Source organism: Phycisphaerae bacterium, from assembly GCA_035275405.1.
Taxonomy (GTDB): domain Bacteria; phylum Planctomycetota; class Phycisphaerae; order UBA1845; family UTPLA1; genus DATEMU01.
In genome coordinates this window covers 1-24,535 of sequence record DATEMU010000012.1, presented here as the reverse complement: position 1 = coordinate 24,535, position 24,535 = coordinate 1, and the positions used below count along the sequence as shown (strand labels likewise).

Below are 24,535 nucleotides of genomic sequence, written 5' to 3'. Positions count from 1 at the left end.
TTTGGCGGCCGGAATTGCAATCGCCGAGATCTGGTCTCAGTTATTGCCGCTGCCCTGCCGCCAACCGACGCTCGGCAAGCGGTTGAAAAAAAAGGGCAGCACCTTGCCGAGGCCGGGGCAAGTATCGGTGTTGACCGATAGAGTGTCAACCGGGGCGCGGTAAAATGTTTTACCTTTGTTGGATTGCGGATAACAACTAGCCGAGAGTGATTGAGATATTGTCTATCGCTAATCCTGGGTTGCGCTCTTTCCGCTATTGTCAGCTGGCGGAATCGAGTTTGTGACTTCTTCTGCGGGCGAGTCCTTCGACGTCAACGCACCCGTCACACAATCCCAGGCTCGTTCCGTCAACGTTTTTTTCCCCACGCTCCAGTGCGAAGCAATCGCCTCAACATATGGCTTGCCGGCTTCCTCCAGACAGGCCACGGCGCCCTGTCTCTGAATCCGCTCGATCGTCTCGCCATACGATTGAAAAATCGTCTCATTGAGCAGATCGGCCGTGACGTTGCCGACCGCGAACGCGGTGTCCACGGCCTTGCCCGCCGTTTTGCCCAGGTCCAGCGTCATCAGACCCACGATCGACTCCACGGCGACACCGTCGCGCGTCGCCAGCGTCTGCATCTTGCCCCACAGCGTGTCCATCCGCGGCATCAAGTCCGTCGCTTCCTTAAAGACGCCGGTGTAGCCGGTCGAAATCTCGTCGCGAAGTCTTTTCAGCGAATCCACATCGACGGGCGGGAGGTCAAAAACCTGCGCCGTGTCCTTGCCCGCCTTGCCCAGGACGGTCAGGAGTTCGTCGATCCCCTTGATGTCGGAGTTGGGGGGAATGACGCCGCTCTCCTTCAACTCTCCGACAAGACGATTAAGGTAGATTTGTGAGCCGTGGGCAGCATCGCTCAGGAAGGCGAACACCCACAGCGGCGAAAGACGCATGGCGAAGAGACCGGCGGCGCTGATGACGTTGCCGGCGATCACGCGCGGGATGTACTTATCGGGCAGGTCTCCCTCCGCCCCCTTCTCATAAGCCCCTTGCACCTCGGCGACTTTCTCGATGAGAAACCGCTGCATGTTCCCCACCATCGCCGTGTACGCCGTCGTCTTGCGCAGCGGCTCAGGGATGATCGTGTCGGTCAGCAGTTTGCTCACGCCGCCGACGGCGGCCGCCGTGGACCGCACCAGCCGCTCCGGCAGGCTCAGGGTATACCCGAAAGCCTTGAAAACATCCGAGAATGAAAACGCCATATAAGGGAAAACGTAGTCCGCCAACCCTTCTTCCGCAACATGGCATCTACTTTGAGGGGGTCAACGGCTTCAATCCCAACTCGCGCCGCTGGCGATTCACGATATCCAGGACCTTACCATCGTCCGTTACAAAGCGTGCAAGCTGCGCCGTGGAGTGACCCAGGTTCGCCGCCGCTTCCTGCATGCGGCCGGCGCAGGCCGTAATCTCGTCCAACACCGCCGCGACGACGAGAGGGTAATCCGAATTTCGCGTGGAAACTTCAATGCGCCCCGTCCGCGTCTTGTAATTCGATAGAGTTGCGCGCGAGTCGCCTCCCGGCTCGATCCGGATACTCAGTGCGATGGCCATCCGCAATCGCCGCACGGCCTTCGCCTTGTTCTCATGCTGCGAACGACTCTCTTCGGCAATCACGATCAGGCCACTGGGCCGATGGCGCAGCCGAACCGCCGAACTCGTCTTGTTGCGCTTCTGACCGCCGGGCCCGCTCGCGCGATAGGTATCGACGTCGCAGTCCGCCAGCAACCCGGCGTCATCCAGCGACAGCCATCGGTCGCGCGGCGTCTTCATGGGTTTCGGTAATGTGTTGAATGACGCCCCCCAGCATCTGCTCCCAGCCCGAGAGCGTTTCATCCAGTTCGTAGTGCAGGATATCGCTGAGCAGGACGTGGTCGCGGGCCTCGATCGCATCGCGGATCTCGCGCAGGCGGTTGGCCAGATCAGCCAGCCAGTCCAGCATCGGCCGACCGGCGATCGCCACGCGCTCGAAATCCAGCCGCAGCAGCGAGCCCCCATGAATCAGCGCCTCGTGCGTCCGGCTCCACACGCCGATGCAGTCCGTCAGGCGCTCCATCGCCTCGGCCAGCCGCCCCTTCGACAGCGCTTCCGACGCCTCGCGTACCGTCACGAAACTGTCGGTCAGCGCCTTGAGCGTCTCCTGCAGCGCGTCGGCCACCACTTGCGGCGCGCTGGCCGTAATGAACTCCAGCGTCGTCAGTTGCGCGACGGGCCGAGTCAGCGCTGCTTCGAGATGCGCCGCCGACACGTCGGCCCCGTCCAACCGAAGCCCGAGGATCATGCGCTCCGTCCCGCCAAGCGACTTCTTCGCCGCCTCGAGATAATGAACGACCAGCGCCGTGCCGTGGAGGTCGGCGGCCACCAACGGCTCATTGTCGAGGAGGATTTTCATGCCATGCTCCCTCTCCCTCCTAGGGAGAGGGCCGGGGTGAGGGTCCGAATTGACGAGGCTTATGCCAGAAGCGTTCGCAGCAGCCAGATGCAGCCGAGCCCGCAGGCCGCCGTGACACATGCCGACGTCAGCATCAGTTCCCAGCGGAACCGGGACTTTCCCCTGGCGTCGCTGCCAAAGGGATCGCCCGGCCGCCACGTTAAGCGCGCCGGAACCAACTGACCGCTCCCGATCCGCTTCGGCGTATTCACGGTCTTCAGCGCATAGGCGGGAGCAGCCGCCGCAACGTCGTCGATCATTGCCGTATCGGTGCTCTCCTCCAACTCAACGGTCGATTCATCGCCCAGTACGGCGGTCGGTTCGCAGAGGATCACATCCTCGGAAGCGCTATGGTCGTCTTCGCGGCATAGTGGAGCGGGGCGATGTGCAACAGTGTCGGATTCCGGTGTTCCTTCCTCCTGAACCGCAATGTCCTTCGACGACTCGACCTCATCCTCCCAGGGCCAGGCGTCGTGCTCGTCCTCGTCCGGCAGCGCGGCCAGTTCGGCGATCGTCGGCACGATCGTGTCGAGCGGCTCGGAATGATCCCGAAGGATCGCCTCCTCGATGTCTTCGTCCTCTTCGTGGACGAGCGTCAGGCTCGGTCGCGGCTCCAGCGGAGCGATGTCGTTTCCCGCTTCAACGGGATTCCGCCGCGGCTCAATAACCGCCTCGTAAAAGAGCGTGCCTTCCTTGGGCTGCGCAGCGGCGCTGCCGGTCGTGAACCAATTCGAAATGCGGTCGTCCTTCATGATCACTTCCCGCGGCGAGACTACGACGGGCGCCATCGGGGCCCGACGGCTACCACGTTATCGGCCACATTTCGAGTTCGACTTTATCGGAAGGAGTGCGATCTAAGCCTTTCCTCAAGCAAGTCTTAGATATCGCCGATCGGCCGATCTTGCCGACGATCGTCGATGCCGCATGAGTGCCCAGCTATTCGACGCGAGGGTAAACGCTGGCGGCGCAATGAATGGCCCCGTTTCGGCGCTGGCTCTCGGCGCTGAGAATGGGAACTACGCGGATGTCCGGGCCGAGGATATCTTGAAAGGCCCGCGCGACAGCGGCGTCCAGCCGAGCAAAGATGCCGCCATACGCGGGCATGAGGTACAGGCCCTTGGCATGGACTCCGTTGAGGTAATTGATCCCGCGCTCCGCCTCGGCAAGGCTGGGGATCGGCGCCACCCGCCAGCCGAGTTCCACAAGTTGTTGATGAAGCAGCCTGCGATCCTCATTGCGACGGCGGATGGCCGCAAGGTACTCGGCGAGATTGGGGTCCGGCGCCAAGGCGTCAGCGGCCTCCGCCATCAGTAAATCCAACGCCAGCAGGAATCGCTGAAAATTCCCCGCCCCGGAATCGACCAGGCTCTTGCTAAAGATGCGCGTCAACGATTCAGGAAATTGTCCTCGTTGCCTCGCGCCGATGAAGACCTTTTGATCGAGCCGTTCGATGACTCTCCGTACATGCCCCTGCGCGAAAGACTCACGAATGAATAACACGTCTTCATTGGTCAACTGACCCGCCTCTTTCAGCGCGTCGAGACCGATTTCGAGGATGGACTTGGCGGCCGCGCTGGAATCGTTGACGAAGGCGACGACGCCGTCTCCGGCCGTCCGGACGGTGACTTCGTAATCGAGATGGTACGAGACCGCCGGCAGGACGACGCAACGGTCCACGCCCATCTCGATCCGGAACGCTTCGAGCGTCTGCTCGCGGGTCAGCCCGAGCGCGATATTGCGATAGACCTCCGCTTCACCGATGAGCAAAATGCTCGCGCCCGTCTTCGGATCGCGGACGGCAAGCAAATTGCCACCTTGGAAGATGAGCGGCGATTGGATGACCGTGTGACCCGCCGCCACCCAGCCGTCGGCCATGAAGGACTCGCCGGGCACAAACGTCGTGCCATCATCTCCGCGGCTCGCATAGCGCGGCGCGAGTGTGCCGATCTGGCGACGGCCCGCTGATTCGATGACCCCCGCCTTGCCGTTGTCCTGCGCCCACTGGCCGATCGCCAGCGGCTCGGCGATGACCGTGACCTGTTCCGGACGAAAGTGCGGCCACAAGCGCATGAGCCCGATGAGCGGAGTCGTCTGCCCCTGCTGCGTGCTGATGAGGAACTTCGCTTCCGGCAGCGCGGCAGTGAGTTGGCGGATGATATCCAGCGCCCCGCCGTCGCCGATCCCGTGCCAATACTCACCCTTGGCAAGTTGCACGCGTACCAGCCCGATGTCCTCCTCGCCGCTCTCCGTCGCCACGCGGAAGTCGGCATGGCTCTTCTTGAACTCGAATTTCGCCGCCGCGATCTCCGCGCGAAGCGGACCGGTCAGACCGGCGGTAATGCGTTGAGCAAGGTGCCGAATGGTGACGTTCGAGTCATTCGGTGTAACGCCCGGCAATTTGAAGTACGGGAGGAGATCAACAGGCAGACCGACACGCCGGAGCATATCCTCGTCGGCGGTGGCGTCATTTCCGAATTCTGATGGGCCCAGGACTTCGATCACCTGCGCCAGCGTGGCGAGCAGACCGTCGCGGGCAAGCTGCCGGGCGACCATGTCGGCAGCTTTGCGGATTTCCGGAGGCGCACTCGCATCGGGCTCATCGAACGGCCATTTCTGAGCGATGAATCCGAGGATCGGCGCCCGCCACCCGCGCAGCGGCGGCCGCTCCTCCGGCAGCTCCCGGCGACAAGCGAGCACATCGTCCGGCAGGCTCGGCGTAACAACGCGAACGTCAGTTGGCGAAGGCGACGACGGGGCCGTTGCATTATTCGACCGATCCTGCCCCAGCGCAATCGGCGCGACGATCATGACTAACATGAAAACCAGCCGCTTCATCGCCGCGCCCTCACGGCCTGCACGGCGATCACAACGGCGGCCATCAGGCAGATTCCCAAAGCCGTGGTCACGAGCGCAGGCCAGGGCGAACGGCCGGCAGCCGGCGCACTTTCATGGTGTGGCATCGCCGGCGGTTTCAATTCGGCGGCGTGCGCGGCGCCCGTACCATCGGGCACAACAACGCGAAACTGCTGCTCGTAAGAAGTGCGCAGAATCCGGTCCGCCACCCGTCGCAGGTAATCCTCCGGCAGTCGCAGCGCCTCAAGCGTGTGACCGCCGACCGGAGACTGGCGGAGGTTGTTGAGGACCTGGTCCTGCATCGTTGGCTGGCTCGATTGAGCGAGTGCATGCGAAGCCGTCAATGCCATGACCGCCGCGAAAATCGGCGTCAGGAGGATTCGTCGATCGTCGAAAGAAGTCATCGCCGAGGCAATCATACCGGCCCTTGTGCACTGCGGGTTGCGCTCGCCTCAAATGCGCTTGCCAGATACTCGACCAGATGCCGCGCTGGCGCGCCCGTATGATGCTCGATCTGGTGCCTGCAACTGAAGCCGGACACCGCGATGGCGGCGTCGCCCCGGTCGCGCACTGCGGGGAAGAGCCGCTCTTCGCCGATCGCCTTAGCGACATCGTAATGCTCGCGCTCGTGACCGAAGGAACCGGCCATGCCACAGCAGCCGCTGCCGATCTCCTGGGCGGCGTCGCCGAAGACCGCGCACAGTACCTTCATCGCATCTCCCGCGCCAACGAGGGCCTTCTGGTGGCAATGGGCGTGGTAAAGCAAGGCTTGAGACCTGAGGCCTGAGGCTTGAGGAATGTCGGAGTGCTGTGCAAGCAGCGTTTCGATCATGATCGCGCGTTCGGCGATTCGCCGCGCGGCATCGGTGCGCACCAGTTGCGGAAATTCGTCGGCGAACGTGAGGATGCAACTCGGCTCTGTGCCGACGAGGGGCACGCCCGCCTCGGCATAGGGGGCGAGGATCGCCGCGTTTCGTTCCGCGAGCCGCTTTGCCTCGTCGAGCATCCCCTTACTGATCGCCGGTCGTCCGCAGCATACGGTCGGCGGGACAATCACTTCGTACCCTAGCGCTTCGAGGACTCGCACGGCGGCGATGCCAACCTGCGGCGTGAAGTAGTTGGTCCACGTATCGGCGAAGTAGACGACCCTGGGAAATGCGGAATTCGGATTGCGGATTTCGGAATGACCGACGGCGACATTGTTTCGGTGTTCCTCGAACCACTGGCGAAAAGTCTGCCGGGCGAACTTCGGCGGAGGCACGCGCCGGTCGATCTCGAGGAACGCATCCATCAGCCAACGGGCGGGTTTCGACTGCGCTGCCCAGTTACTCAACGGCGCGGTGCGGCAGCCCCACGCCGCCAGTGTGGGCGTCGCCGCGATGAGCCGACTCCGCAGTGGCGTGCCGCGGCGGCGATTCCGCTGGAACTGCCACTCGGCCTTCAGCTTCGCCATGTCCACGCCCGTCGGGCATTCCGTCTTGCACGCCTTGCACGACAGGCACAAGTCCATGACCTCGTCGAGCACGGGATCGGCCAGCCCGTCGATCAAACCGCGATCCGACAGCGCCATGCGCAGCGCATTCGCCCGACCGCGCGTCGTATGCTGCTCGTCGCCAGTGGCCATGTACGACGGGCACATCGCGCCAACGAGCTTCTGGCGGCACTGACCGACGCCGCTGCACATCTCGGCGAGGCCGGACATCCCGCCATAAAGAGAAAAGTCGAGTGTCGTCGCGTCCCTCTCCCTCCGAGGGAGAGGGCTGGGGTGAGGGTCGGACTGCGCGGGGGATTCCCCCGCATCAAACCGCAGATTCTCCAGCATCGGCAACGGATCAACGATCTTGCCGGGATTGAAAATCCCCTGCGGATCGAACGCCGTCTTGATCCTGCGAAACGCATCGACGATCCGCGGGCCGTACATCTTCTCCAGCCAGCACGACCGCAGGATCCCATCGCCATGCTCGCCGGTCATCGTCCCGCCGAATTCGAGCGCCAGTGAGCTGATCCGGTCGGCGATACGGTGCATCTTTTGTACGTCGCCCGATTGCCGCAGATTGAGCACCGGCTTGACGTGTAGACATCCGACGCTGGCGTGGGCGTAGTAGCTCGCTTCCGTAACGCCCTCCTCGTCGAGCACCCGCATGAACCGGGCGATGTAGTCGCGCAGCCGCGCCGGCTCGACGGCCGTATCCTCAACAAAATCGTACGCATGCCGTTGACCCGGTCGGGACATAAGCAGTCCCAGTCCGCTCTTGCGAATGTCCCAGAGCGCGGATTGCTGCGCGGCGTCAAGGAGCATTGGCCACGCGTAGCCCATTCCATGTTCTTTCAAGTCCGCTACGACATCGCGCAGTCGGTTGTGCAGCACGGCGACATCGTCATCGTAGAGTTCGATGATGAGCAGGCCGCGAGGATCGCCCTCGACGAGCCAGGGCCGGCGCATCTGTGCGGGGTGATGACGGGCGGCATCGAGGATGGTCTTGTCCAGCAGTTCGACGGCGGCCGGATTATGCGCCAACGCCGCGGGGGTCGCCGCAAGCGATTCGAGCAAATCGGCAAAGTGTGCGACAACAAGGCCCTTGTGTTGAGGAAGCGGCACGAGTCTTAGAACAGCGCCGGCTACAATCGCCAGCGTCCCCTCGCTTCCGCAGATGATCGTCTCAACATTGATCCGGCCGTCGGCCTCGCGCAGCCGATCGAGGGCGTACCCGCCATTGCGTCGCATCACCTTCGGAAAACGGGCAGCGATTTCGCCCGCGTCGTCGCGCATGGCTCGGCGAAGGAGTTCTTCACATCGAACCGTCAGCGCATTTTCTTCTTTCGCTATTCGCCATTCGCTATTCGCTATTCCGCCGCCCCACGCGGCGCACGACCCATCCGCCAGCACCACCTCCAGCGCCAAAACATAATCCACCGTGCGCCCATACATCACCGAGTGCGCCCCGCACGAGTTGTTCGCGATCATCCCCCCGATCGTCGCCCGGCTGCTCGTCGCGACGTCCGGCGCGAACTGCAACCCGTAAGACGCCGCCGCCGCGTTCAGATCATCCAGCACGACACCGGGCTCGACGATCGCCGTCCGCGATGCCGGGTCAATCGAAACGATTCGATTCATATACCGCGAACAGTCGAGAATAATCCCGCGGTTGACGCAGCCCCCCGCCAGCCCCGTGCCCGCCCCCCGCGCGGTCAACGGCACGTCGTGCTTGGCACAGGCGCGGACCGTCGCCTGGACGTCGCCGATACTTCGTGGATACACCACGCCATCGGGGATAATCTGGTAAATGCTGGCGTCTGTGGCGAACAGCGCCCGCGAAAGCCGGTCGCCGCGGGCGTCGCAACCGGTCCTGGTTAACTCGTCGATGACAGCAGGCGCGATTGACGAGTTCGGAAGAGGGCCGCTCGTCTTTCGTAATTCGTAATTCGTCATTCGCAATTCAGGGCCACCGGCATGGCCCGCCGCGACAGCGCCCGATTACCGAGTTGTCCGCACGCCGCCATGAAGTCGCGTCCCTTGGTCACGCGCCGCTTGCAGAACTGCCCGGCCGCCTCCAGTTGATCAAGGAACGCCCACACTTGCGCCTCCGTCGGCGCTTCGTACGGCGACTCGCGCCGCGGATTGTATGGGATGACATTGACGCAGCACTGAATCGGCCGCAGATATTCCGCCAGTTCTTCCGCATGGTCCCGCGCGTCGTTCACGCCGGGGATCAGCACATACTCGATCATCAAAAACTGACACTTCCGCAGTGGGTACGCCAGCATCGCCTCTCGCAGCATCCCCATCGGCTCCACGCGGTTGATCGGCATGATCCGCGATCGAATCGCGTCGTTTGGCGCATTAAGCGAGACGGCGAGGTTGATCCGTCGCCAGCCGAGGGCCGCCAGCTTGCGAATTCCCTCGACGCGCCCCACCGTCGAGATCGTGATGTGCGACATACCCATCGACAGGCCGCAGGTGTCGGTCAGGACGCGGACGGCCTGGATCACCTCGTCGAAGTTGTCGAACGGCTCGCCCATCCCCATGAAGACGACATTGCGAATATCGGCGGCGAAGTGGCGTCGTGCGGCGACGACCTGCCCGACGATCTCTGCGGCCGGAAGCTGCGCCAGCTTGCCCAGCTGCGCCGTTTCGCAAAATGTGCAGCCCATCGCGCAACCGACCTGCGAAGAAACGCAGAGTGTATTCCACTTCCGCCCCCGACCGGCCATGGGGATGATGACGCTCTCGGTCTCGAGGCCATCGGGCCGCTTCTGGACGAATTTGATCAACTCGCCGTCGCGATGTTCGCGAACAACGGGGAGCAGATCGGCCCGCAATTCGCCGTTGCCGTCCTGCCCTCGGAGAAGGTTGGCGTATTCCCGGCGCAAGGCCACCACGCGCCCCGCCGGCGGCGCAAGGGCCTCTCGAATTCCCGCAAAAGTCGTTCCGAGTACGTCCACGCCCGTAACACCTCGATGCACCATCTTAGCACATCTATGGTGAAGTGCGGCCTTCACATCGACGGGCATGAACCCCCACAGCCTAGAGCGTCTTCAAGAATGCGATCAGCGCTTTCTTATCGTCGTCCGACAAATCATGCCCGAACTTGTGACCGGGCACGGCGCGCGTCTTGACGCCCGGCCCCTTCCAGCCGCTCGGGACATAGTCGTCGCGGAGCCGCTTGGGATCGAACCAATCCTCCAGCGACGCCACGGATCCCGAGTGCTCATAGAGCCCGCGATACCAGAGCCCACGGAGCGACGGAATCTTGTAGTAACCAGTCCCCTTGCGCGTCTTCAGTGCCAAGCCGGGGTCCGTTCCCACTCTTCGCGTCGAAATGTCCAGCCGGAATGTCGCGGGGTCATCGACTGGCGGCTCAAAGCCAGACACTGCCACCAACTTGTTGTTCGTATACACCGGCGGCGTGTGACACTCGGTGCAGCCCTCGGCCTCGAAGATGGACTTCCCGCGCTGAGCCTGCTCGTCAAAGGGAAAAGGGCTTTTCGGCGGCTCCAGGGAATAAACATACAACCCCAGTGCATACATCGCCTCATCGGGCGGTCGGAGTCGTAGCGTCGAATACTCCTTGGCAATCATTCGATGCGGCCCGAACACGGCGATGTCGGCGAATTCCACCAGTATCCCATAGCGAGCGATATCCGCAGGGCCGCGATTGGCATGAGTTCCCGTGGCGTCCAGATAGCGTCGGTCCTTCACTCCGTTCAGGTCTGCCATACGAGTCGTGTAGTATGGACTACCGTTAAGGCGGCTGAATGTCGTGCCCGGCGGTTCGCCGGTCTCAAGCGCCCGAAAGTTCATGACCTTGGGATCGCTCATGGACTTGAATCGGGCATGCGTGTCGTCCGTAAGCCACGGGACGCCAAACTCAGCGTAGAGCATCTTCCCCAAGGGCGGACGGGGCGTCGGAACGAGCTTCGAAAGCAGAACATTTGCCGCGGGTGAGTCCGACAAGTCGAAGTTCGAAGGAGCGCCGGGAAGTAGCGAACCATCGGGCATCAATCGGGTATGGCACCCCGAACAACTGGAGAGGCTGATCTTGAGGCCGCCGTTACGGTCCACCACCCACCGATAATCCAGGAGGATGCCGTCCTTGGAGATGACGTCGTGCGTAGCATCGCGGTACTTGTCGATCGCGTCGGCACTGCTGAAGTGTTCGATCACGCTCTGGTCGTCGGTGCGTGAAAGGGCCGTGTCCAGTTGCTCGAACACCTGTCGCCCCGCCTCGACCCAATCCGCCTTGGTCCTGAGTTTCTCCGGCTCGATCAGCGGCCGCGGTCCCTGTGATTTCATCCACGCGCGGTAGCCCGGCGGCTCGCGATTCGGGTGATAAACAGGATACGTGCGAAGATTGTCGACCGGTGCGGCGTAGTATTCCTCCTCGCTGAAATGACCGGGACGCACCCCGAGTCCCGCGACCGGCGTCGCCCAGGTCGCCAGTTGTTTTTCATCCCAAATCTTGGGGACCGTGATATTCTCGGAATCCGCAGGAGGCCGGCGCTGCGTCGGAGGGCTGGTTTCCGCCCAAGCCGCAACGAGAGGCAGCGCCAGGGACAACCCGACGAGTCTTGCCACCGCTTTCATGATCTTCGCCCCTCAATTCTCCGGCCGGTAAGGGCCAGAAAACAGCGGAACCATTCTAAGAGAAATCAGTAGGCGTTGGAGGCGGGTACCATTAGACTTGCGAAAACGTTTCGCCACTGAGGCTTTCGCCGAGGAGCTTCGCCATGCCACCCGTCGATCAACAGCAGCTAGCCGGTCTCGATTGGATCTTCGTCGGCGTGTATTTCCTTATTGTGATGGGGATCGGCTTCTACTTCGCCCGCAAGAACAAGACCACGACCGACTATTTCCTCGCCAGCCGCCACGCCGGATGGATCGCCGTCGGCAGCGCCATGTTCGCCGCCAACATCTCCTCCGAGCACTTCGTCGGTCTCGCCGGCGCGGGTTATTACAGCGGATTCGCCGTCTCTCAATATGAACTCTTCGCGGCCGTGGCCTGCATGATCCTGGGATGGGTCTTTCTCCCGTTTTACATCCGCAGCGGCGTCTTCACCATGCCGGAGTTCCTCGAACGACGCTACAACCGACAGTGTCGCACCTACCTGACGGTCATTAGCCTGATCTCCTACGTAATCACGAAGATCGCCGTGACGCTGTACGCCGGGGCTCTCTTCCTCAATCTGCTTTTCGGCTGGGACTTGTATACATCGAGTCTGATGCTCGTCGTGGCGACCGGGATTTACACCGTCGCCGGTGGCCTGGCGGCGGTCATCTACACAGAGCTGATGCAGGCCTTCGTGCTGATCGGCGGGGCCGTCGCGCTGACGTGGATCGGGCTGGACAAGGTCGGCGGACTTTCCGCCTTGATCGATTTCGCCCCCAAAGAACACTGGTCGATGCTCAAGCCGGCCAGTCATCCCGATTATCCATGGTCGGGGATGATCTTCGGCCTGCCGATTCTCGGAATCTGGTACTGGTGTACGGATCAGTACATCGTCCAGCGGGCGTTGGGCGCGAAGAATGTTGACCACGCCCGCGGCGGGGCCATCCTGGCGGGGTTCCTCAAAATCCTCCCCATGTTCCTACTGGTCTTTCCGGGCATCATCGCGCTCAAGCTCTTCCCCGGCGTGGAAAAATCGAACACGATTTACCCGCAGCTTACGATGCTCCTGCCAGTCGGGATCAAGGGTCTGGTCATCGCCGGTCTCTTCGCGGCAATCATGTCGTCATTGGCGGCGTGTTTCAACTCGTGCGGCACGCTTTTTACCATGGACTTATACAAGCCCCGTCGTCCCCGCGCGTCCGAACGCGAATTGGTGAACGTCGGCCGCGCCGTGACGCTGGTCATGGTGGTTGTCGCCATCCTTTACGTGCCTTTCCTGGAGAGGCTGGGCGGCAGCAAACTGTTCGAGTACCTTCAAAAAATTCAAGCCTACATCAGCCCTCCGATCGCCGCCGTGTTCCTGCTCGGCGTTTTCTATAAGCGATTCAACGGACGGGGCGCGCTCGCGGCCCTCTACACCGGATTCGTCATCGGGGTGCTTCGTTTTCTACTGGAATTGGCGATGAGCGTCGGCGGATGGAAGCTCGGCGCGATCGAGCCGCTCATCACCATGAACTTCCTGCACTTCGCCATCCTGATGTTCGCCGTCTGCGTCGCCGTGCTTGTCGCCGTCAGCCTCGCGACGCCGGCCCAATCCGACCAGCAGCTCCACGGGCTGACTTTCGCAACGACGCCGAAGGACGCCCACGCCGTCGCCATCGCCGACAGCACCCGGCTCGGCCGCCGCGTGACGATCCTCGGAACCATCGCCCTGATCGCCATATTGTTGGCCCTCTGGGCGCTGTTCTACGTGATCATCCCGCTACGGATTGCACACTAGGAGCCTTCAAATCGACTCACCGCATTCGGGGCAACGCGGTGATGGCAGCGCACGCAAGACCGCGTGGCAGCGGCGGCACTGGGTCTCAACCGGTGTCTGTGGACCGCGCCAATGGGTGAGCAGGCTGTAGATCGCAATCGCGGCCAGCCCGGCACAGAGAGCTTCGGGCAGGCCGATCGACCATCGCCATGTATGGGCGGCCATCCAATCCAACCAATCGCCGGTCGGGCCGGACGCGCACTCGGGATCGGCGTTAGTGATCGGATCGTATGGCTTCAAGTCATACAGCGTCCAGAGATAGCCCCCCAGAGGCCAAGCCAGCAGGGTGGTCAGCGCCGCACTCAGCGCGATCCTCAGCCACGCTGGCCACGTGCGGAAATGGCGACCGCATTCGTCGGCGTATGAGCGATCGGACTCGGTGCGGGTTGGCCGCGACGCAGTGTTCATATCCATTCTCCACACTCGGAGCAACGTGGTTCGGACAGACCGCGAAGAATGTAGCCACACCGCCGACAGTGCGACTCGCCGTCGTCGCGACCCTTTCGATAGCACTTCGACAACTTCGCAAACGTACATACGGCGATCAGGGCGGCGGGCCCCACGGTCAACAGGACGAAACTCCCTCGCCAGAGTGCGTAGGGAATGATCGTATCGAGGCGGCTGCGGAGATTGGTGTAGGGAGCGATGGCATCCATTAGCAACGCGTAGGCCGACGAGTGTGCGATATATGCCCTCGTCGGCGAGAATGTCACGCCCCGCCCAGCGCGACGCTGGACATGCCAGTTCCAGCCTGCATAGAGCTTGAAGAACAGGGCCACTACCGCGAGGGCGATCAGCACTTGGGCCCAGCGGCGCTCCCACCACCGGCGGCGCGGATCACTCATTGAATTCTCCAGCCTCCGGCGGCTTCAACGGTACAATCGCCTGCTTCCCGAAGCGGATCTTCGCGCGATTCTACCTTACCACAAGTGTAGTCTGAAGAATCCGGGCTCCCGAATCCGGTAACGGGGAACGATGGCCCTGATCGGCATCCTGTTCGGGATCTGGGCGGTTTACTTCACCCTCATTCCGCTTCGAATTGCGAGTTGATTTTGCGCTCGGCCGGAAACGCCCTAGCCATGTGGTCAAGATAGCGCCACTGCGCCGCAATGCGCCGACGGATCAGCGCCCCGTCGGTCGATAGCGAGGCGTAGCGGCGCTGGCGGGACGTGTATTTCTCCAGCCCATCGCTGGTCGGGCGGATATTGATGCGGTACCGATCGCCTTCGAACACTTCGTAGAGAGGAAAGAGACCGCACTCGACTGCGAATCGAACCAACTCGACGCTTTCATCGGGCTCCGATTTCCAGCCGATGGGACAGGGGGAAAGCATCAGCAGGAATCGGAATCCGCGGAAGTTGAGCGCGGTCTCTAATTTGCGAATAAAATCCTCGCGGTGCGCGACCGAGAGGGTGGCGGCGTAGGGAATGTGGTGTGCGGCCATGATGGCCATCATGTCTTTCTTGCGTTCTTGTTTGCCGCGCGGGCTGGTGCTGGTGGCAACACCTTCGGGGGTTGCGCTCGACCGCTGACCGCCGGTATTGCCGTAGATTTCGTTGTCGTAGCAGATGTAGATCAGGTCTTCGTTGCGTTCGGCGGCGGCCGAGAGCGTGGCGACGCCGATGTCATACGTCCCGCCATCGCCCGCCCAGCAGATGACCGGGTGATCCTCGCCGTTCAGTCGCGCAATGGTCGCCAAGCCGGTCGCGACGGCCGGGGCGCTGGCGAAGGTCGTGGCGGCGACGGGGGCGCCGTACGCGCTCGTCGGGAAGGCGCCGGCCGTCACGATCCCGCAGCAGGCGGGAATGGCGACGACGGGCATCCGTCCCGCGAGCGCCTGGTCGAGCAGTTGCAGGCCGAGGGACATTCCGCAGCCGGCGCAGTTGGTGTTGCCCGCGCGAAGGAGCGCGTCGCAGTCCTGCGTGCAAGGCGTTGGGGCGATGGCGGTCATAGCGCGACCTCCTCCCACTGCGGCTCAGTCTCCTCTTTGCGACTCGTCAGGTCGTCGATGATATGGTTGAGGATTTCGGGCGTGACATCGCCGCCGCCGAGACCGACGATGTAGTCCTGCAGCACGAGATCGGGGCGGTCCCGGAGCGTCGCGGCGACCTCCTGCCAGAAGATGCCGCCGGAGCCGGGCGAGTGATTGCGATCAAAAACGCCGATCCGCGAGGCCGATCGGGCGGCGTCGCGGATGGCTTGGCGCGGAAAAGGCCGAAACAATTTGCATTTGATCATGCCGATCTTCTCGCCGATGTCGCGGCGATGGCGGATGACGCCGCGGAGCGTCCGGGCCATCGTGTTGCACGCGAGAAGAACGGTGTCGGCGTCATCGGCCAACGCCGTGGCAATCGCGCCATCGGGCCGGCGGTCAAAGACCTGCTGAAACGCTTCGATGGCTTCGTCGAGCACCTGCGGTACGCGCTGCATCGCCTCCTCGATCTCCCGGCGATGATGCGCCGTCTCGCGCGGCCAGGTGAGGCCTCCGACCGTAGCCGCGTGGTCGGTCCGAAGGCGATGCGGAACATTGCACGGCGGAAGATACTGATCGACCTGCTCCTGCGTCGGCAGATCCACGACCATCTGCGTGTGCGAAATGACAAATCCATCCAGCGCCACCATGACGGGAAGCAGAATCCGCGGGTCTTCAGCGATGCGGAACGCGAGGAGGATCGTGTCCGCCAGGTCCTGGTGCGACTCGGTATAGAATTGAATCCACGCCGCGTCGCGCAAGGCCAGCGTGTCGCCCTGATCCACCCAGATGTTCCACGGCGGGCCCAGTGTCCGATTGACGGCGGCCATCACGATCGGCAGGCGGTAATAGCCCGCGGCGAAGACATTCTCCGTCATATACGCCAGACCGTTGGACGAACTCGCGGTAAACGCCCGCGCCCCGGCCAGCGACGCGCCGATGCAAACGCCCATCGCGCTGTGCTCGGACTCGACCGGCACGATCCGCCCCTTGGAGAACGTAAAGCCGCTGAGAAACTCGACGATCTCCGTCTGCGGCGTGATCGGATACGCCCCGCCTGCGCACCCGCGCGCATGGCGATTAGCCTCCCCCGCCATCGCCAGGACGCGGCCCGCCACGTGGTTTCCGGTCAGGAGCATTCGGGCCATGAATCACCTCGCGGCAGTTACAGCTCGGACAAATAAATGACGCCGCGCGGGCACTCGGACGCGCAGACGCCGCACCCCTTGCAGTAGTCGTAGTTGAAGCGATACCCATCCGCGTCGTGCAGAAGAATGCCCTCCGGACAATACGTCACACAGCGATCGCATTCGTTGCACACACCGCAACTCAGGCAGCGGCCTGCTTCGGCCAGCGCCTCGCTGTCGCCCGCCGCTCCTTCAAACCCCCGCCGAATCTCGGTGAAACGCCGCCGACGCCGCTCGGGCATTAATCGCGCGGCGTGATGTGCCGGCGCAGGCGTAAAAGCGTGCCAGTGCATGGCCTCCGGTGTCGCCACCGGTCTCGGCGCACTGGGCACCAGTTCTTCATCCGCGAGCGTCCGATGAATCTGCATCGCCGCCCGACGTCCGCTGCCGATCGCCGCCGCGACGGTCCCTTCATTCGACGCCAGATCGCCGCCGACGAAGATGGGCGCCCGGCTAAGGCCCAGCAGCTCTCGACCCTCGTGAACTTCCGACCCTTCCGGCAGAATCGTAAGGTCCGGGCTCTGGCCCAGTGCCAGGATGACACAATCGCAGGGCACATCAAAATGCAGATCCTCGCTGGTCTCCATGATCGGCTGGGGCCGACCGGTCTCGTCGGGCTCCCCGAGCCGCATCCGGGTACAGGTGAGTATGGCTCCTGTCGCATCGCGCCGCAGCCGAAGCGGCAGGACCAATTCCTCCAGCGAAACGCGCTCTTCCAGTGCCTCTTCGATCTCTTCGGGGATCGCGGGCATCTCGTCGCGCGACCGCCGATACAGCACCCGCACGCGCCGCGCCCCGACGCGCAACGCGGAGCGCGCCGTGTCGATCGCGGTATTACCGCCGCCGATCACGACGACGCGCTGCCCTTCCAGGGATACGACCCCGCGCCGCGCTCGATCGAGAAAATCAATCCCCTGCATGACGATGTCGGAGTCGACGTGCCCGAGGTTCATCGAGCGCATCTCCTGCAGACCCGTAGCGACAAACACGGCATCGAACCGCAGCGTTAAGGCCAGCAATTGGCTGCGATCGATGAATCGACTCGTGACCGCCTGAACCCCGTGGCGGAGGATGAAGTCGATCTCGCGATCGAGGACTTCACGCGGCAATCGATATTCAGGAATCCCGCTGCGCAGCAGGCCGCCAAGTTCGTCGCCGCCTTCGAAGATCGTGACGGGATATCCCAGCCGGGCGAGTTGGTAGGCCGTACTAAGCCCCGCCGGCCCCGCCCCGACGACGGCTACCGATTCCTCGCGCCACACCGGCGTCGGCAGGGGCAGCCGCCCTTGATCGGCCGCATACCGCTCCAGATCGCGAATCTGTACCGGCTCATCGAGCCGGTCCCGGTTGCACGAATCCATGCACGGCGCCGGACACACCCGACCGCAAACGCCCGGCAGGGGAGACGTCTCCAGCAGGATCTCCAGCGCCTCGTCCTTGCGATCATTCGAAAGCGCCGCGACAAACCGTTGAATGTCGTTTCCCGCCGGACAGGTCGTCATGCACGGCGATACCAGCCGCCGCCGCTCCGGTCGCCGCGTCGCCCATGCGCCGGTCCGGATCGTGGGCGCCGCGCCGGCGCGACCATCGAGCAGCCCAACGGGCTCGGCCACGGCCGCGCGGGGCTCTACATGGACAAGTTCCCCCGGAAGCAGCGCTTGCTCCACCGCCTCAAACGCCGACCGCGCCGCAAGAATGTTCGCATCCTCGAATTTCAATTCCGCCAGCGTCGCCTCCACATCCGAGAACTGGAGCCCGAAGACCCGGGCAATCGCCCCGAACATCGTCGTGTTGACGATCGGCACGGTCCGCGTGCCGAGCTTGTTGGCGACAGCGACCGCGGTAGCGTCGATGGCGGCAACGCACCGCCCGGGGAACAGGTCCTCAAAAGCCTTGAGTGGCTCTGGGGTGTTCAAAATGATCCATCCCTCGCGCTTGGCCCCCGCGAGGATATTGGGCCCGATCAGCGTGCGATCCAGGACGATAACATGGTCTGGATGCCGGACCTGGTTGTGATTGGTGATCTCGCTCTTGTCGATGCGCACGAACGCTTGCAGCGGCGCGCCGGACCGCTCGGCGGCATACACGCCGAACGCCTGGCTGTACTCCCCGCGCAGGAAGTAGCAGGTGCCGATCAGCTTGGCCAGCGTCACGCCCCCCTGGCCCCCGCGCGCGTAAATGGTCAGCTCCATCGAACACCCTGATGCCGCGGGCCCAACTCCCCCGTGCCGCCGGGGGATTTCAGCTGCCACCCGTACACCGACTGGCCCCTCGGCGGCGCGTAAGCGATCCAACGCGTTCGTACCCACTGGCAATTCACGTGCCGCGCCGGCGAAAGGGCGGTCGGGATTGCCTAAATACCGCTTTCCAATCGAGATTACCGGGGTTGGCCTCGTTTTCGTCGCGTTTGTTGACTCTCGCCGGGGAGTGCGGGATTTTCAGCGTTTGTGCGGAATTTTCCGCAATGTCTGGGGCACCGCGATACGAACATCAATGCTCGGCCCGACGTAGAAAAAGCACGCCGCGCCGCGGCGAAGCCCGCACGAGCGACGTGTCGATCGCCCCGGTTGGTCTTGGCAGTCACGTGGTGCGGGTCTATCATTCGCGGAGCAATCAGGATCGGTAGTGAGGGGTTCTTTTCGTCATCAGCCGTGGGTGGCTGTGTCGGCAGTAGGAGCAGATCAAACGCATGGCTCAAGGACACGGATTCTTCGGCGTTCAGAAGGCGGAAGACGCCCATCACGCCCACTCGCATTTCCACGATCATGCCGGCCACCATCACGGCCACGGTGAGGCCGCCGAGGCGGCGCGGTGGGCGGGTTTCTGGCTCGGGATCACCCTGGCCGGCGGACTCCTGGTTCTCACAAGCTACTACGTCGAGGCCTACAGCCCCGTGACGGAGACCGCCGTCACGAACGCCGAGGGCGTCACCGAGATTCAGAAGGACTATCTCTACCAATTCCACATGGACCTCGTCGCGGCGATCGGGGCCCTTCTTTTGGGCATGCGGATCATCTGGCACGCCATCGGCAATTTGATCCGCGGCGACATGCACATGGACGAACTTGTCGCCCTGGCCATCGTCGCCGCCTTCGCGGCGCAGGACTATCGCGCCGCCGGTGTCATCGCCTTTTTCCTGCTGCTCTCCGAACTGATCGAGACCCGAACGGCCATCGGCGCGCGGGCGAGCATAGAAGAATTAGTGAAGCTTACGCCGAAGAAGGCACGCCTTATCACGCCGACGGGCGAACAGGAAGTCGCTGCAACTTCGCTTCAGCCCGGTCAGCGCGTACGCGTCCGCCCCGGCGATGGCATCCCCGCGGACGGAAAGGTCCTTGTCGGCGATTCCACTGTTAATCAAGCGAACATCACCGGCGAGTCGCTGCCCGTGGATAAGCGCGCGGGCGATCCCGTCTTTTCGGGCACGATGAACCTGACCGGGGCGATGGAAATCGAAGTCACGAAGGTCGGCGGAGAAACGACGCTGGGCCAGGTGCAGAACCTGATCCTTCGGGCCGAGCGGACCCGCATCCCGATCATGCGCCTCATCGATCGCTACGTAATCTGGTACACCCCCGCGGTCTTAATGCTCGCGGCCCTCGTGCTTTTCTTCACCAAGGACGCCAACGGCCTCCAACGCGCAATCTCCATGCTCGTCGCCAGTTGCCCCTGCGCCCTCATCATGGCCACGCCGACGGCGATGGTCGCCGGTCTCTCCTGCGCCGCACGGCTCGGTATCTTGATTAAAGACGTCGCGCACCTCGAGAGTGCCGGACGACTGACCGCCGTGGTGTTCGACAAGACTGGTACGCTTACGACCGGTCAATTGGCGGTAACGCGTTTGATCCCTGCGGAGGGCGTGGACGGCGTCGAGCTTCTGCGCACGGCGGCCGCTGCCGAACAGAACAGCAATCACCCGGCCGCCCGGGCGATGATGGAAGTCGCACGCGAAGCGGGCGTTGCCTACGAAAAGCCGGAGCGGTTCGAGGAAGTGCCGGGCAAGGGCGTGGCCGCGAAAGTCGGGGGGCAGGACGTGCTCATCGGTCGCGAGACGTTTCTGAACGAGCGCGGCGTCTCCACATCGGCGCTCGGCGAGGCCGCGCAGCAGGCCGAGGGAATGAGCCAGCTTTTCGTCTCCCAGGGCGGTCGTCTGCTGGGCATGATCGCCCTCGAAGACCGCACGCGACCGGCTGCGCGCGAGGCCGTCGAGGAATTGCGGGCGATCGGGATGAAGCGCGTGGCCATGCTGACCGGCGATCGCCAGGCCGTGGCCCGGCGCGTCGCCGCGGAAATGGGCTGCACCGAATATCGCGCCGACTGCCTGCCGCACGAAAAGCTCGACCTAGTCGAGACGATGCGCCGACAGGGCCATCGCGTCATGGTCATCGGCGACGGCGTCAACGACGCCCCGGCCCTGGCCGCGGGCGACCTCGGCGTGGCGATGGGCGCCGCCGGCAGCGACGTAGCCATCAACTCCGCCTCGATCGCCCTGCTCAACAACGACCTTACGCGCATCCCCTTCCTCGTCCGCCTCAGCCGCGCCACCCGCAAAGTCGTCGTGCAGAATCTCGTCTTCGGCGTCATCTTCGTCGTGACGGTCATGGCCCTCGGCGCCTTCGACATCATCTCGCCCATCTGGGCCGCAATCCTGCACACGGCCTCCAGCTTCGTCGTCGTCTTCAACTCCGCCCGCTTGGTCCGCTTCGGCGAAGAACGCGCGACACACCAGCAACTCCTCGATGCCCAGTCCTCGCCCGCTCAACCTGCCCCGCAACCGGCGCTGGCGTAGTGTTCAGCAAGCGCACGGGAGGGCGGGGCTCCTGCCGAGCCAATTAGCCGACGCGCCGCGTCGCGTTGAATTTCTGCCCTGGATTCTGGTATGATGGAGGGCCGCGGAGCAGGTATGTAATTCGGAGGTCGCGGGTCGATAGGCACAGGAGGCTCCTCGATGAAGCGCGGGCTCGGGCCAATCGCATTCGGAATCATCGTCGCCAGCACGTTACTTGCCCCGCGCGCCGTCGCTCAATGTTCCAACGACTGGCGGCCGGGCGATCCTAAGCCAGGGCTGAGTCCCCTTCCGGTTAACGCACTTATCACCTGGGACCAAGATGGTCCGGGGCCGCAAGCCGAGCTTCTAGTCGTCGGCGGCCTTTTGGATTTTGCGGGCGACATTCCGGTAAAGAATATTGCGGCTTGGGACGGATCGGGCTGGCTTACGCTGGGAACCGGAATGAATGCTTCGGTTCGTGCGTTGGCCGTTTACAATGGCGAACTTATCGCAGCCGGCAGCTTCACGAATGCCGGAGGCGTCTCTGCCAATGGGATTGCGCGATGGAATGGAACAACCTGGCAGCCGTTGGGAAACGGAATCAATGGAACGGTCCGCGCGTTGGTCTTACACAACGCTGAACTCATTGCGGCCGGCACTTTCTCGACGGCAGGGGGAATACCCGCCGAAAGTATCGCTCGCTGGAATGGTTCTAACTGGCAATCGTTCCCTGCTGCGGGTTTGTCGGATTATTACGCTTTGACTGTCTTTAACGGCGAGTTGATCACCGGCGGAAATGATGGGGTTTATCGTTGGGATGGTGCGAACTGGCACATGATAGGCAACGGATTGGCCCGCGCGCTAAGCGTGTATAACGGGGAACTCATCGGCGGATGGGCGTTTGTAGGCGTCTATCAATGGGACGGCACGACATGGCAAGCGCTTGGCGGCGGAGTTTATGGATCGGAAGAGTCAGTTTACTCGTTGACGCAGCACGAAGGCGACCTGGTCATAGGCGGTACATTTGCGGGGGCTGGTAGCGTAGCGTGTAGTAATATCGCGCGATGGGATGGTGTCACCTGGCATGCACTGGGAGCGGGCACCGATCCCAATTATGGTCATGTGACCGCGTTGACTATTTATGATGGTGAGTTGGTTGCCGGAGGGTGGTTCTTCACAGCGAACGGCCTGGAGGTAAATCTTATCGCCCAATGGAATGGCCAGACGTGGGAATCTCTTGGTACGGGCAGAGGCCAGCTTCTTAGGACCTTAACTGTGTTTCACGGCGAGTTGATTGCGGCGGGAAGCCCCCTGGGAGCCAGTGGAGATTTTGTCGATCCAACCGTGCGCTGGAATGGTTCGTACTGGCAGGCGACAGGAATGAACACCGACGATCACGTAAACGCGTCAATCGCCTTCAACGACGAGTTGTTTGTCGGGGGGTTCTTTGGGTCCGCCGGTGGAGTGACCGCAAATAATATTGCAAGTTGGGATGGCGAAGCTTGGGCGCCCCTTGGAACTGGAATGGGCGGGGGTTGGGGCGTTTCCGCATTGGCAATCTACGACGGAGAACTGATCGCGGGCGGGGATTTTGTAACGGCCGGTGGTATTTCGGCCGCCAACGTGGCGCGCTGGAATGGCACGGCCTGGCAGGCACTGGGAAGTGGAACGAACGGCTGGGTCCATGCGTTAACCGTGTATGGAGCCAACTTGATCGTTGCCGGAGAGTTTACGACCGCCAGTGGCACCACCACCAACAAGATTGCTAGTTGGGACGGCGAAAACTGGCAACCGCTCGCCGACGGGATCACAGGCAATGTGCAGGCGTTAGCAGTGTATAACGGTGAATTGATTGCGGGAGGGTTGTTCACAATGGCCGGTGGAGTGCCAGCGACTAATATTGCGCGATGGAGTGGCGCCGCGTGGCAATCCCTAGGGGCGGGCCTGAATAATACGGTTAGGGCATTACGTGTATACAACGGCGAACTTTTTGCTGCAGGCTCCTTTACCTCAGCCAATGGGTCGCCCGCAAGCCGAATTGCACGCTGGAACGGTACTACATGGCAATCGATGGGGCTCGGAATCGGCGACCAGAGCCCAACCGTCTACGCACTCGGAGAATACAACGGCGAGTTGATTGCTGCTGGTGGGTTTTCAACGGCAGGGGGCATGACATCGTCTAACTGGTCTCGCTGGGGTCCGAACTGTGACCGGGGGGACATGAACTGCGATGGAAACATCGACCTCGTCGACATGGCTCATTTCGCAGATGCGTTATTGCAGCCCGAGGGCCTTACCACCTGCGAATCCTACACCGCCAATGCGAATGCGGACGTGAACGCCGACGGCACGCCCAAGGTAGATGGCGATGACATTGCCGATTTCATCGAGACGTTCTTGGCGCCCTAACTACTCCCTCCGTAGTTATCAGGAACTTGTCGTAGCGACTAGTCCGACGGCGAATAACGAAAACTCCTGCCATGCACACAGGGATTGCCATCGTTGCGCCCGCCCCGATGCCCGGAGATCTCGGCGACCTCAACGCCGACGGTCTCCTCAACGGCCTGGACATCCAGCCCTTCATCGACGTGATCCTCCAGCCCGCTCAGGCCGGTTTCCGCAGCCGCATCGTCGCCGATCTCGATGGCGACGGCGCGGCAGGCCCGGCCGACATTTCCCCCTTCGCCGCGCACTTGGTCGTCGTTGAACAGTAACGCTCCCGTCCCCGCCCCCAGCATCCAACCCGGCTACCCTGATCCCAAGCCCCTGATCACCGACGACGGTATCCAACCCTGATGGCTTTTCCGTCCCTCCGCGCCTCGGCGCCTCTGCGTGAGATTCTCCCCTCCAGCCTCCAGCCTCAGGCCTCAAGCCTTTCCGGCTCCTCTTTCTTCTGCTCCCCTGCTCCCCTGTTCCCCTGCTCAACTGCTCTGTTTCAGAGGGAGCGCTGAGCAAGGCTGGGGTAGGAAAGAAAAAGATGGCGAGCGGCGTGCTGCGGTCCATAGCCCGACATGCGCGGCCTCGGAGATTTCCCGCGCCGGCCTTGATGCCTCGCGCCCGACGGTCTGTGAGGATGTTGTTCTGGGAAGTTCAGTATTCTTCAGGTTGCGAAGGCCATTTCAGCCAAACCGCAGCGTCGCCGGTGTTAAGATGGGTAACTTCAATCACACAACCGGACACAGCAAGCCATTCCGCCCGCGGCTGTTCCGGCCTGTTCCACCTGATACCCTTTCCGCCGTAACTCACAGCCGAGCGCGGCCGCCTTCAGCGGCCCGTCGCCGCTCGGCTGTGAGTTACGCGGCGGATGCTTTGGTGAAGCCTGTGAAGATTCGATGCGTATCAGCGATAGAATGCGCCTCCG

The 24,535-nt window shown here is 62.8% G+C and carries 18 protein-coding genes; 4 read left to right on the top strand and 14 right to left on the bottom strand.

The window, feature by feature from the left end; genetic code table 11:
* Positions 1-228: 228 nt before the first annotated feature.
* The 9 genes from VJZ71_12990 to VJZ71_12950 all read right to left on the bottom strand — a co-directional run bounded on the left by VJZ71_12990 (position 229) and on the right by VJZ71_12950 (position 11,406).
* Positions 229-1,242 (bottom strand): hypothetical protein, encoded by a 1,014-nt coding sequence (locus VJZ71_12990; protein HKQ48980.1) that lies wholly within the window; start codon positions 1,240-1,242, stop codon positions 229-231.
* Positions 1,243-1,288: 46 nt separating this feature from the next.
* The gene (locus VJZ71_12985; GenBank protein HKQ48979.1) at positions 1,289-1,810 is read right to left on the bottom strand and encodes a peptide chain release factor-like protein; all 522 of its coding nucleotides are present in this window, start codon (positions 1,808-1,810) and stop codon (positions 1,289-1,291) included.
* Positions 1,773-2,429, bottom strand: coding sequence for a hypothetical protein (locus VJZ71_12980; GenBank protein HKQ48978.1), 657 nt, complete (start codon positions 2,427-2,429; stop codon positions 1,773-1,775). Before VJZ71_12980 ends, VJZ71_12985 begins: the two co-directional genes overlap by 38 nt.
* A 59-nt stretch (positions 2,430-2,488) precedes the next feature.
* Positions 2,489-3,220: a hypothetical protein gene (locus VJZ71_12975; GenBank protein ID HKQ48977.1), complete on the bottom strand. Its 732-nt coding sequence runs from the start codon at positions 3,218-3,220 to the stop codon at positions 2,489-2,491.
* A gap of 184 nt (positions 3,221-3,404) precedes the next feature.
* Complete coding sequence (locus tag VJZ71_12970) at positions 3,405-5,303, bottom strand: hypothetical protein (protein HKQ48976.1); 1,899 nt, start codon at positions 5,301-5,303, stop codon at positions 3,405-3,407.
* Positions 5,300-5,725: a hypothetical protein gene (locus tag VJZ71_12965; GenBank protein HKQ48975.1), complete on the bottom strand. Its 426-nt coding sequence runs from the start codon at positions 5,723-5,725 to the stop codon at positions 5,300-5,302. The genes VJZ71_12970 and VJZ71_12965 overlap by 4 nt, the downstream gene beginning before the upstream one ends.
* Before the next feature lie 11 nt (positions 5,726-5,736).
* Positions 5,737-8,751: an FAD-linked oxidase C-terminal domain-containing protein gene (locus tag VJZ71_12960; GenBank protein ID HKQ48974.1), complete on the bottom strand. Its 3,015-nt coding sequence runs from the start codon at positions 8,749-8,751 to the stop codon at positions 5,737-5,739.
* Positions 8,748-9,833 (bottom strand): 23S rRNA (adenine(2503)-C(2))-methyltransferase RlmN, encoded by a 1,086-nt coding sequence (gene rlmN / locus VJZ71_12955; protein HKQ48973.1) that lies wholly within the window; start codon positions 9,831-9,833, stop codon positions 8,748-8,750. The genes VJZ71_12960 and rlmN overlap by 4 nt, the downstream gene beginning before the upstream one ends.
* A 13-nt stretch (positions 9,834-9,846) precedes the next feature.
* Complete coding sequence (locus VJZ71_12950) at positions 9,847-11,406, bottom strand: hypothetical protein (protein ID HKQ48972.1); 1,560 nt, start codon at positions 11,404-11,406, stop codon at positions 9,847-9,849.
* A 143-nt stretch (positions 11,407-11,549) separates the two neighbouring features.
* Between VJZ71_12950 and VJZ71_12945 the strand changes: the two genes are divergently transcribed.
* Positions 11,550-13,208 (top strand): sodium:solute symporter, encoded by a 1,659-nt coding sequence (locus VJZ71_12945; GenBank protein HKQ48971.1) that lies wholly within the window; start codon positions 11,550-11,552, stop codon positions 13,206-13,208.
* A 6-nt stretch (positions 13,209-13,214) separates the two neighbouring features.
* Here VJZ71_12945 and VJZ71_12940 read toward each other — a convergent pair whose 3' ends face one another.
* From VJZ71_12940 to VJZ71_12920, 5 genes are all read right to left on the bottom strand, one after another.
* On the bottom strand, positions 13,215-13,655 hold the full coding sequence (locus VJZ71_12940) for a hypothetical protein (GenBank protein HKQ48970.1): 441 nt from the start codon (positions 13,653-13,655) through the stop codon (positions 13,215-13,217).
* Entirely contained in the window at positions 13,652-14,092 is a 441-nt protein-coding gene (locus tag VJZ71_12935; protein HKQ48969.1) for a hypothetical protein, read from the bottom strand. The genes VJZ71_12940 and VJZ71_12935 overlap by 4 nt, the downstream gene beginning before the upstream one ends.
* 179 nt (positions 14,093-14,271) lie before the next feature.
* The gene (locus tag VJZ71_12930) at positions 14,272-15,198 is read right to left on the bottom strand and encodes a thiamine pyrophosphate-dependent enzyme (protein HKQ48968.1); all 927 of its coding nucleotides are present in this window, start codon (positions 15,196-15,198) and stop codon (positions 14,272-14,274) included.
* The gene (gene porA, locus VJZ71_12925) at positions 15,195-16,367 is read right to left on the bottom strand and encodes a pyruvate ferredoxin oxidoreductase (GenBank protein ID HKQ48967.1); all 1,173 of its coding nucleotides are present in this window, start codon (positions 16,365-16,367) and stop codon (positions 15,195-15,197) included. The genes VJZ71_12930 and porA overlap by 4 nt, the downstream gene beginning before the upstream one ends.
* Positions 16,368-16,384: 17 nt before the next feature.
* Complete coding sequence (locus tag VJZ71_12920; GenBank protein ID HKQ48966.1) at positions 16,385-18,598, bottom strand: FAD-dependent oxidoreductase; 2,214 nt, start codon at positions 18,596-18,598, stop codon at positions 16,385-16,387.
* A gap of 497 nt (positions 18,599-19,095) precedes the next feature.
* Here VJZ71_12920 and VJZ71_12915 point away from each other — a divergent pair, with 497 nt between their 5' ends.
* From VJZ71_12915 to VJZ71_12905, 3 genes are all read left to right on the top strand, one after another.
* Positions 19,096-21,195, top strand: coding sequence for a cation-translocating P-type ATPase (locus VJZ71_12915; GenBank protein HKQ48965.1), 2,100 nt, complete (start codon positions 19,096-19,098; stop codon positions 21,193-21,195).
* Positions 21,196-21,354: 159 nt separating this feature from the next.
* Positions 21,355-23,583, top strand: a complete 2,229-nt coding sequence (locus VJZ71_12910; GenBank protein ID HKQ48964.1) for a dockerin type I repeat-containing protein — start codon at positions 21,355-21,357, stop codon at positions 23,581-23,583.
* A 71-nt stretch (positions 23,584-23,654) separates the two neighbouring features.
* Positions 23,655-23,888: a hypothetical protein gene (locus tag VJZ71_12905; protein ID HKQ48963.1), complete on the top strand. Its 234-nt coding sequence runs from the start codon at positions 23,655-23,657 to the stop codon at positions 23,886-23,888.
* Positions 23,889-24,535 lie beyond the last annotated feature (647 nt).

What these genes read in the sequence shown, in the direction of transcription:
- VJZ71_12975 (HKQ48977.1), bottom strand. Translation starts at nt 3,220, where the DNA reads ATGAAGGACGACCGCATTTCGAATTGGTTCACGACCGGCAGCGCCGCT.
- VJZ71_12920 (HKQ48966.1), bottom strand. Translation starts at nt 18,598, where the DNA reads ATGGAGCTGACCATTTACGCGCGCGGGGGCCAGGGGGGCGTGACGCTG.
- VJZ71_12970 (HKQ48976.1), bottom strand. Translation starts at nt 5,303, where the DNA reads ATGAAGCGGCTGGTTTTCATGTTAGTCATGATCGTCGCGCCGATTGCG.
- VJZ71_12965 (HKQ48975.1), bottom strand. Translation starts at nt 5,725, where the DNA reads ATGACTTCTTTCGACGATCGACGAATCCTCCTGACGCCGATTTTCGCG.
- VJZ71_12930 (HKQ48968.1), bottom strand. Translation starts at nt 15,198, where the DNA reads ATGACCGCCATCGCCCCAACGCCTTGCACGCAGGACTGCGACGCGCTC.
- VJZ71_12950 (HKQ48972.1), bottom strand. Translation starts at nt 11,406, where the DNA reads ATGAAAGCGGTGGCAAGACTCGTCGGGTTGTCCCTGGCGCTGCCTCTC.
- VJZ71_12985 (HKQ48979.1), bottom strand. Translation starts at nt 1,810, where the DNA reads ATGAAGACGCCGCGCGACCGATGGCTGTCGCTGGATGACGCCGGGTTG.
- VJZ71_12905 (HKQ48963.1), top strand. Translation starts at nt 23,655, where the DNA reads ATGCACACAGGGATTGCCATCGTTGCGCCCGCCCCGATGCCCGGAGAT.
- VJZ71_12990 (HKQ48980.1), bottom strand. Translation starts at nt 1,242, where the DNA reads ATGGCGTTTTCATTCTCGGATGTTTTCAAGGCTTTCGGGTATACCCTG.
- VJZ71_12935 (HKQ48969.1), bottom strand. Translation starts at nt 14,092, where the DNA reads ATGAGTGATCCGCGCCGCCGGTGGTGGGAGCGCCGCTGGGCCCAAGTG.
- VJZ71_12910 (HKQ48964.1), top strand. Translation starts at nt 21,355, where the DNA reads ATGAAGCGCGGGCTCGGGCCAATCGCATTCGGAATCATCGTCGCCAGC.
- VJZ71_12915 (HKQ48965.1), top strand. Translation starts at nt 19,096, where the DNA reads ATGGCTCAAGGACACGGATTCTTCGGCGTTCAGAAGGCGGAAGACGCC.
- VJZ71_12945 (HKQ48971.1), top strand. Translation starts at nt 11,550, where the DNA reads ATGCCACCCGTCGATCAACAGCAGCTAGCCGGTCTCGATTGGATCTTC.
- VJZ71_12940 (HKQ48970.1), bottom strand. Translation starts at nt 13,655, where the DNA reads ATGAACACTGCGTCGCGGCCAACCCGCACCGAGTCCGATCGCTCATAC.
- rlmN (HKQ48973.1), bottom strand. Translation starts at nt 9,833, where the DNA reads ATGCCCGTCGATGTGAAGGCCGCACTTCACCATAGATGTGCTAAGATG.
- porA (HKQ48967.1), bottom strand. Translation starts at nt 16,367, where the DNA reads ATGGCCCGAATGCTCCTGACCGGAAACCACGTGGCGGGCCGCGTCCTG.
- VJZ71_12980 (HKQ48978.1), bottom strand. Translation starts at nt 2,429, where the DNA reads ATGAAAATCCTCCTCGACAATGAGCCGTTGGTGGCCGCCGACCTCCAC.
- VJZ71_12960 (HKQ48974.1), bottom strand. Translation starts at nt 8,751, where the DNA reads ATGACGAATTACGAATTACGAAAGACGAGCGGCCCTCTTCCGAACTCG.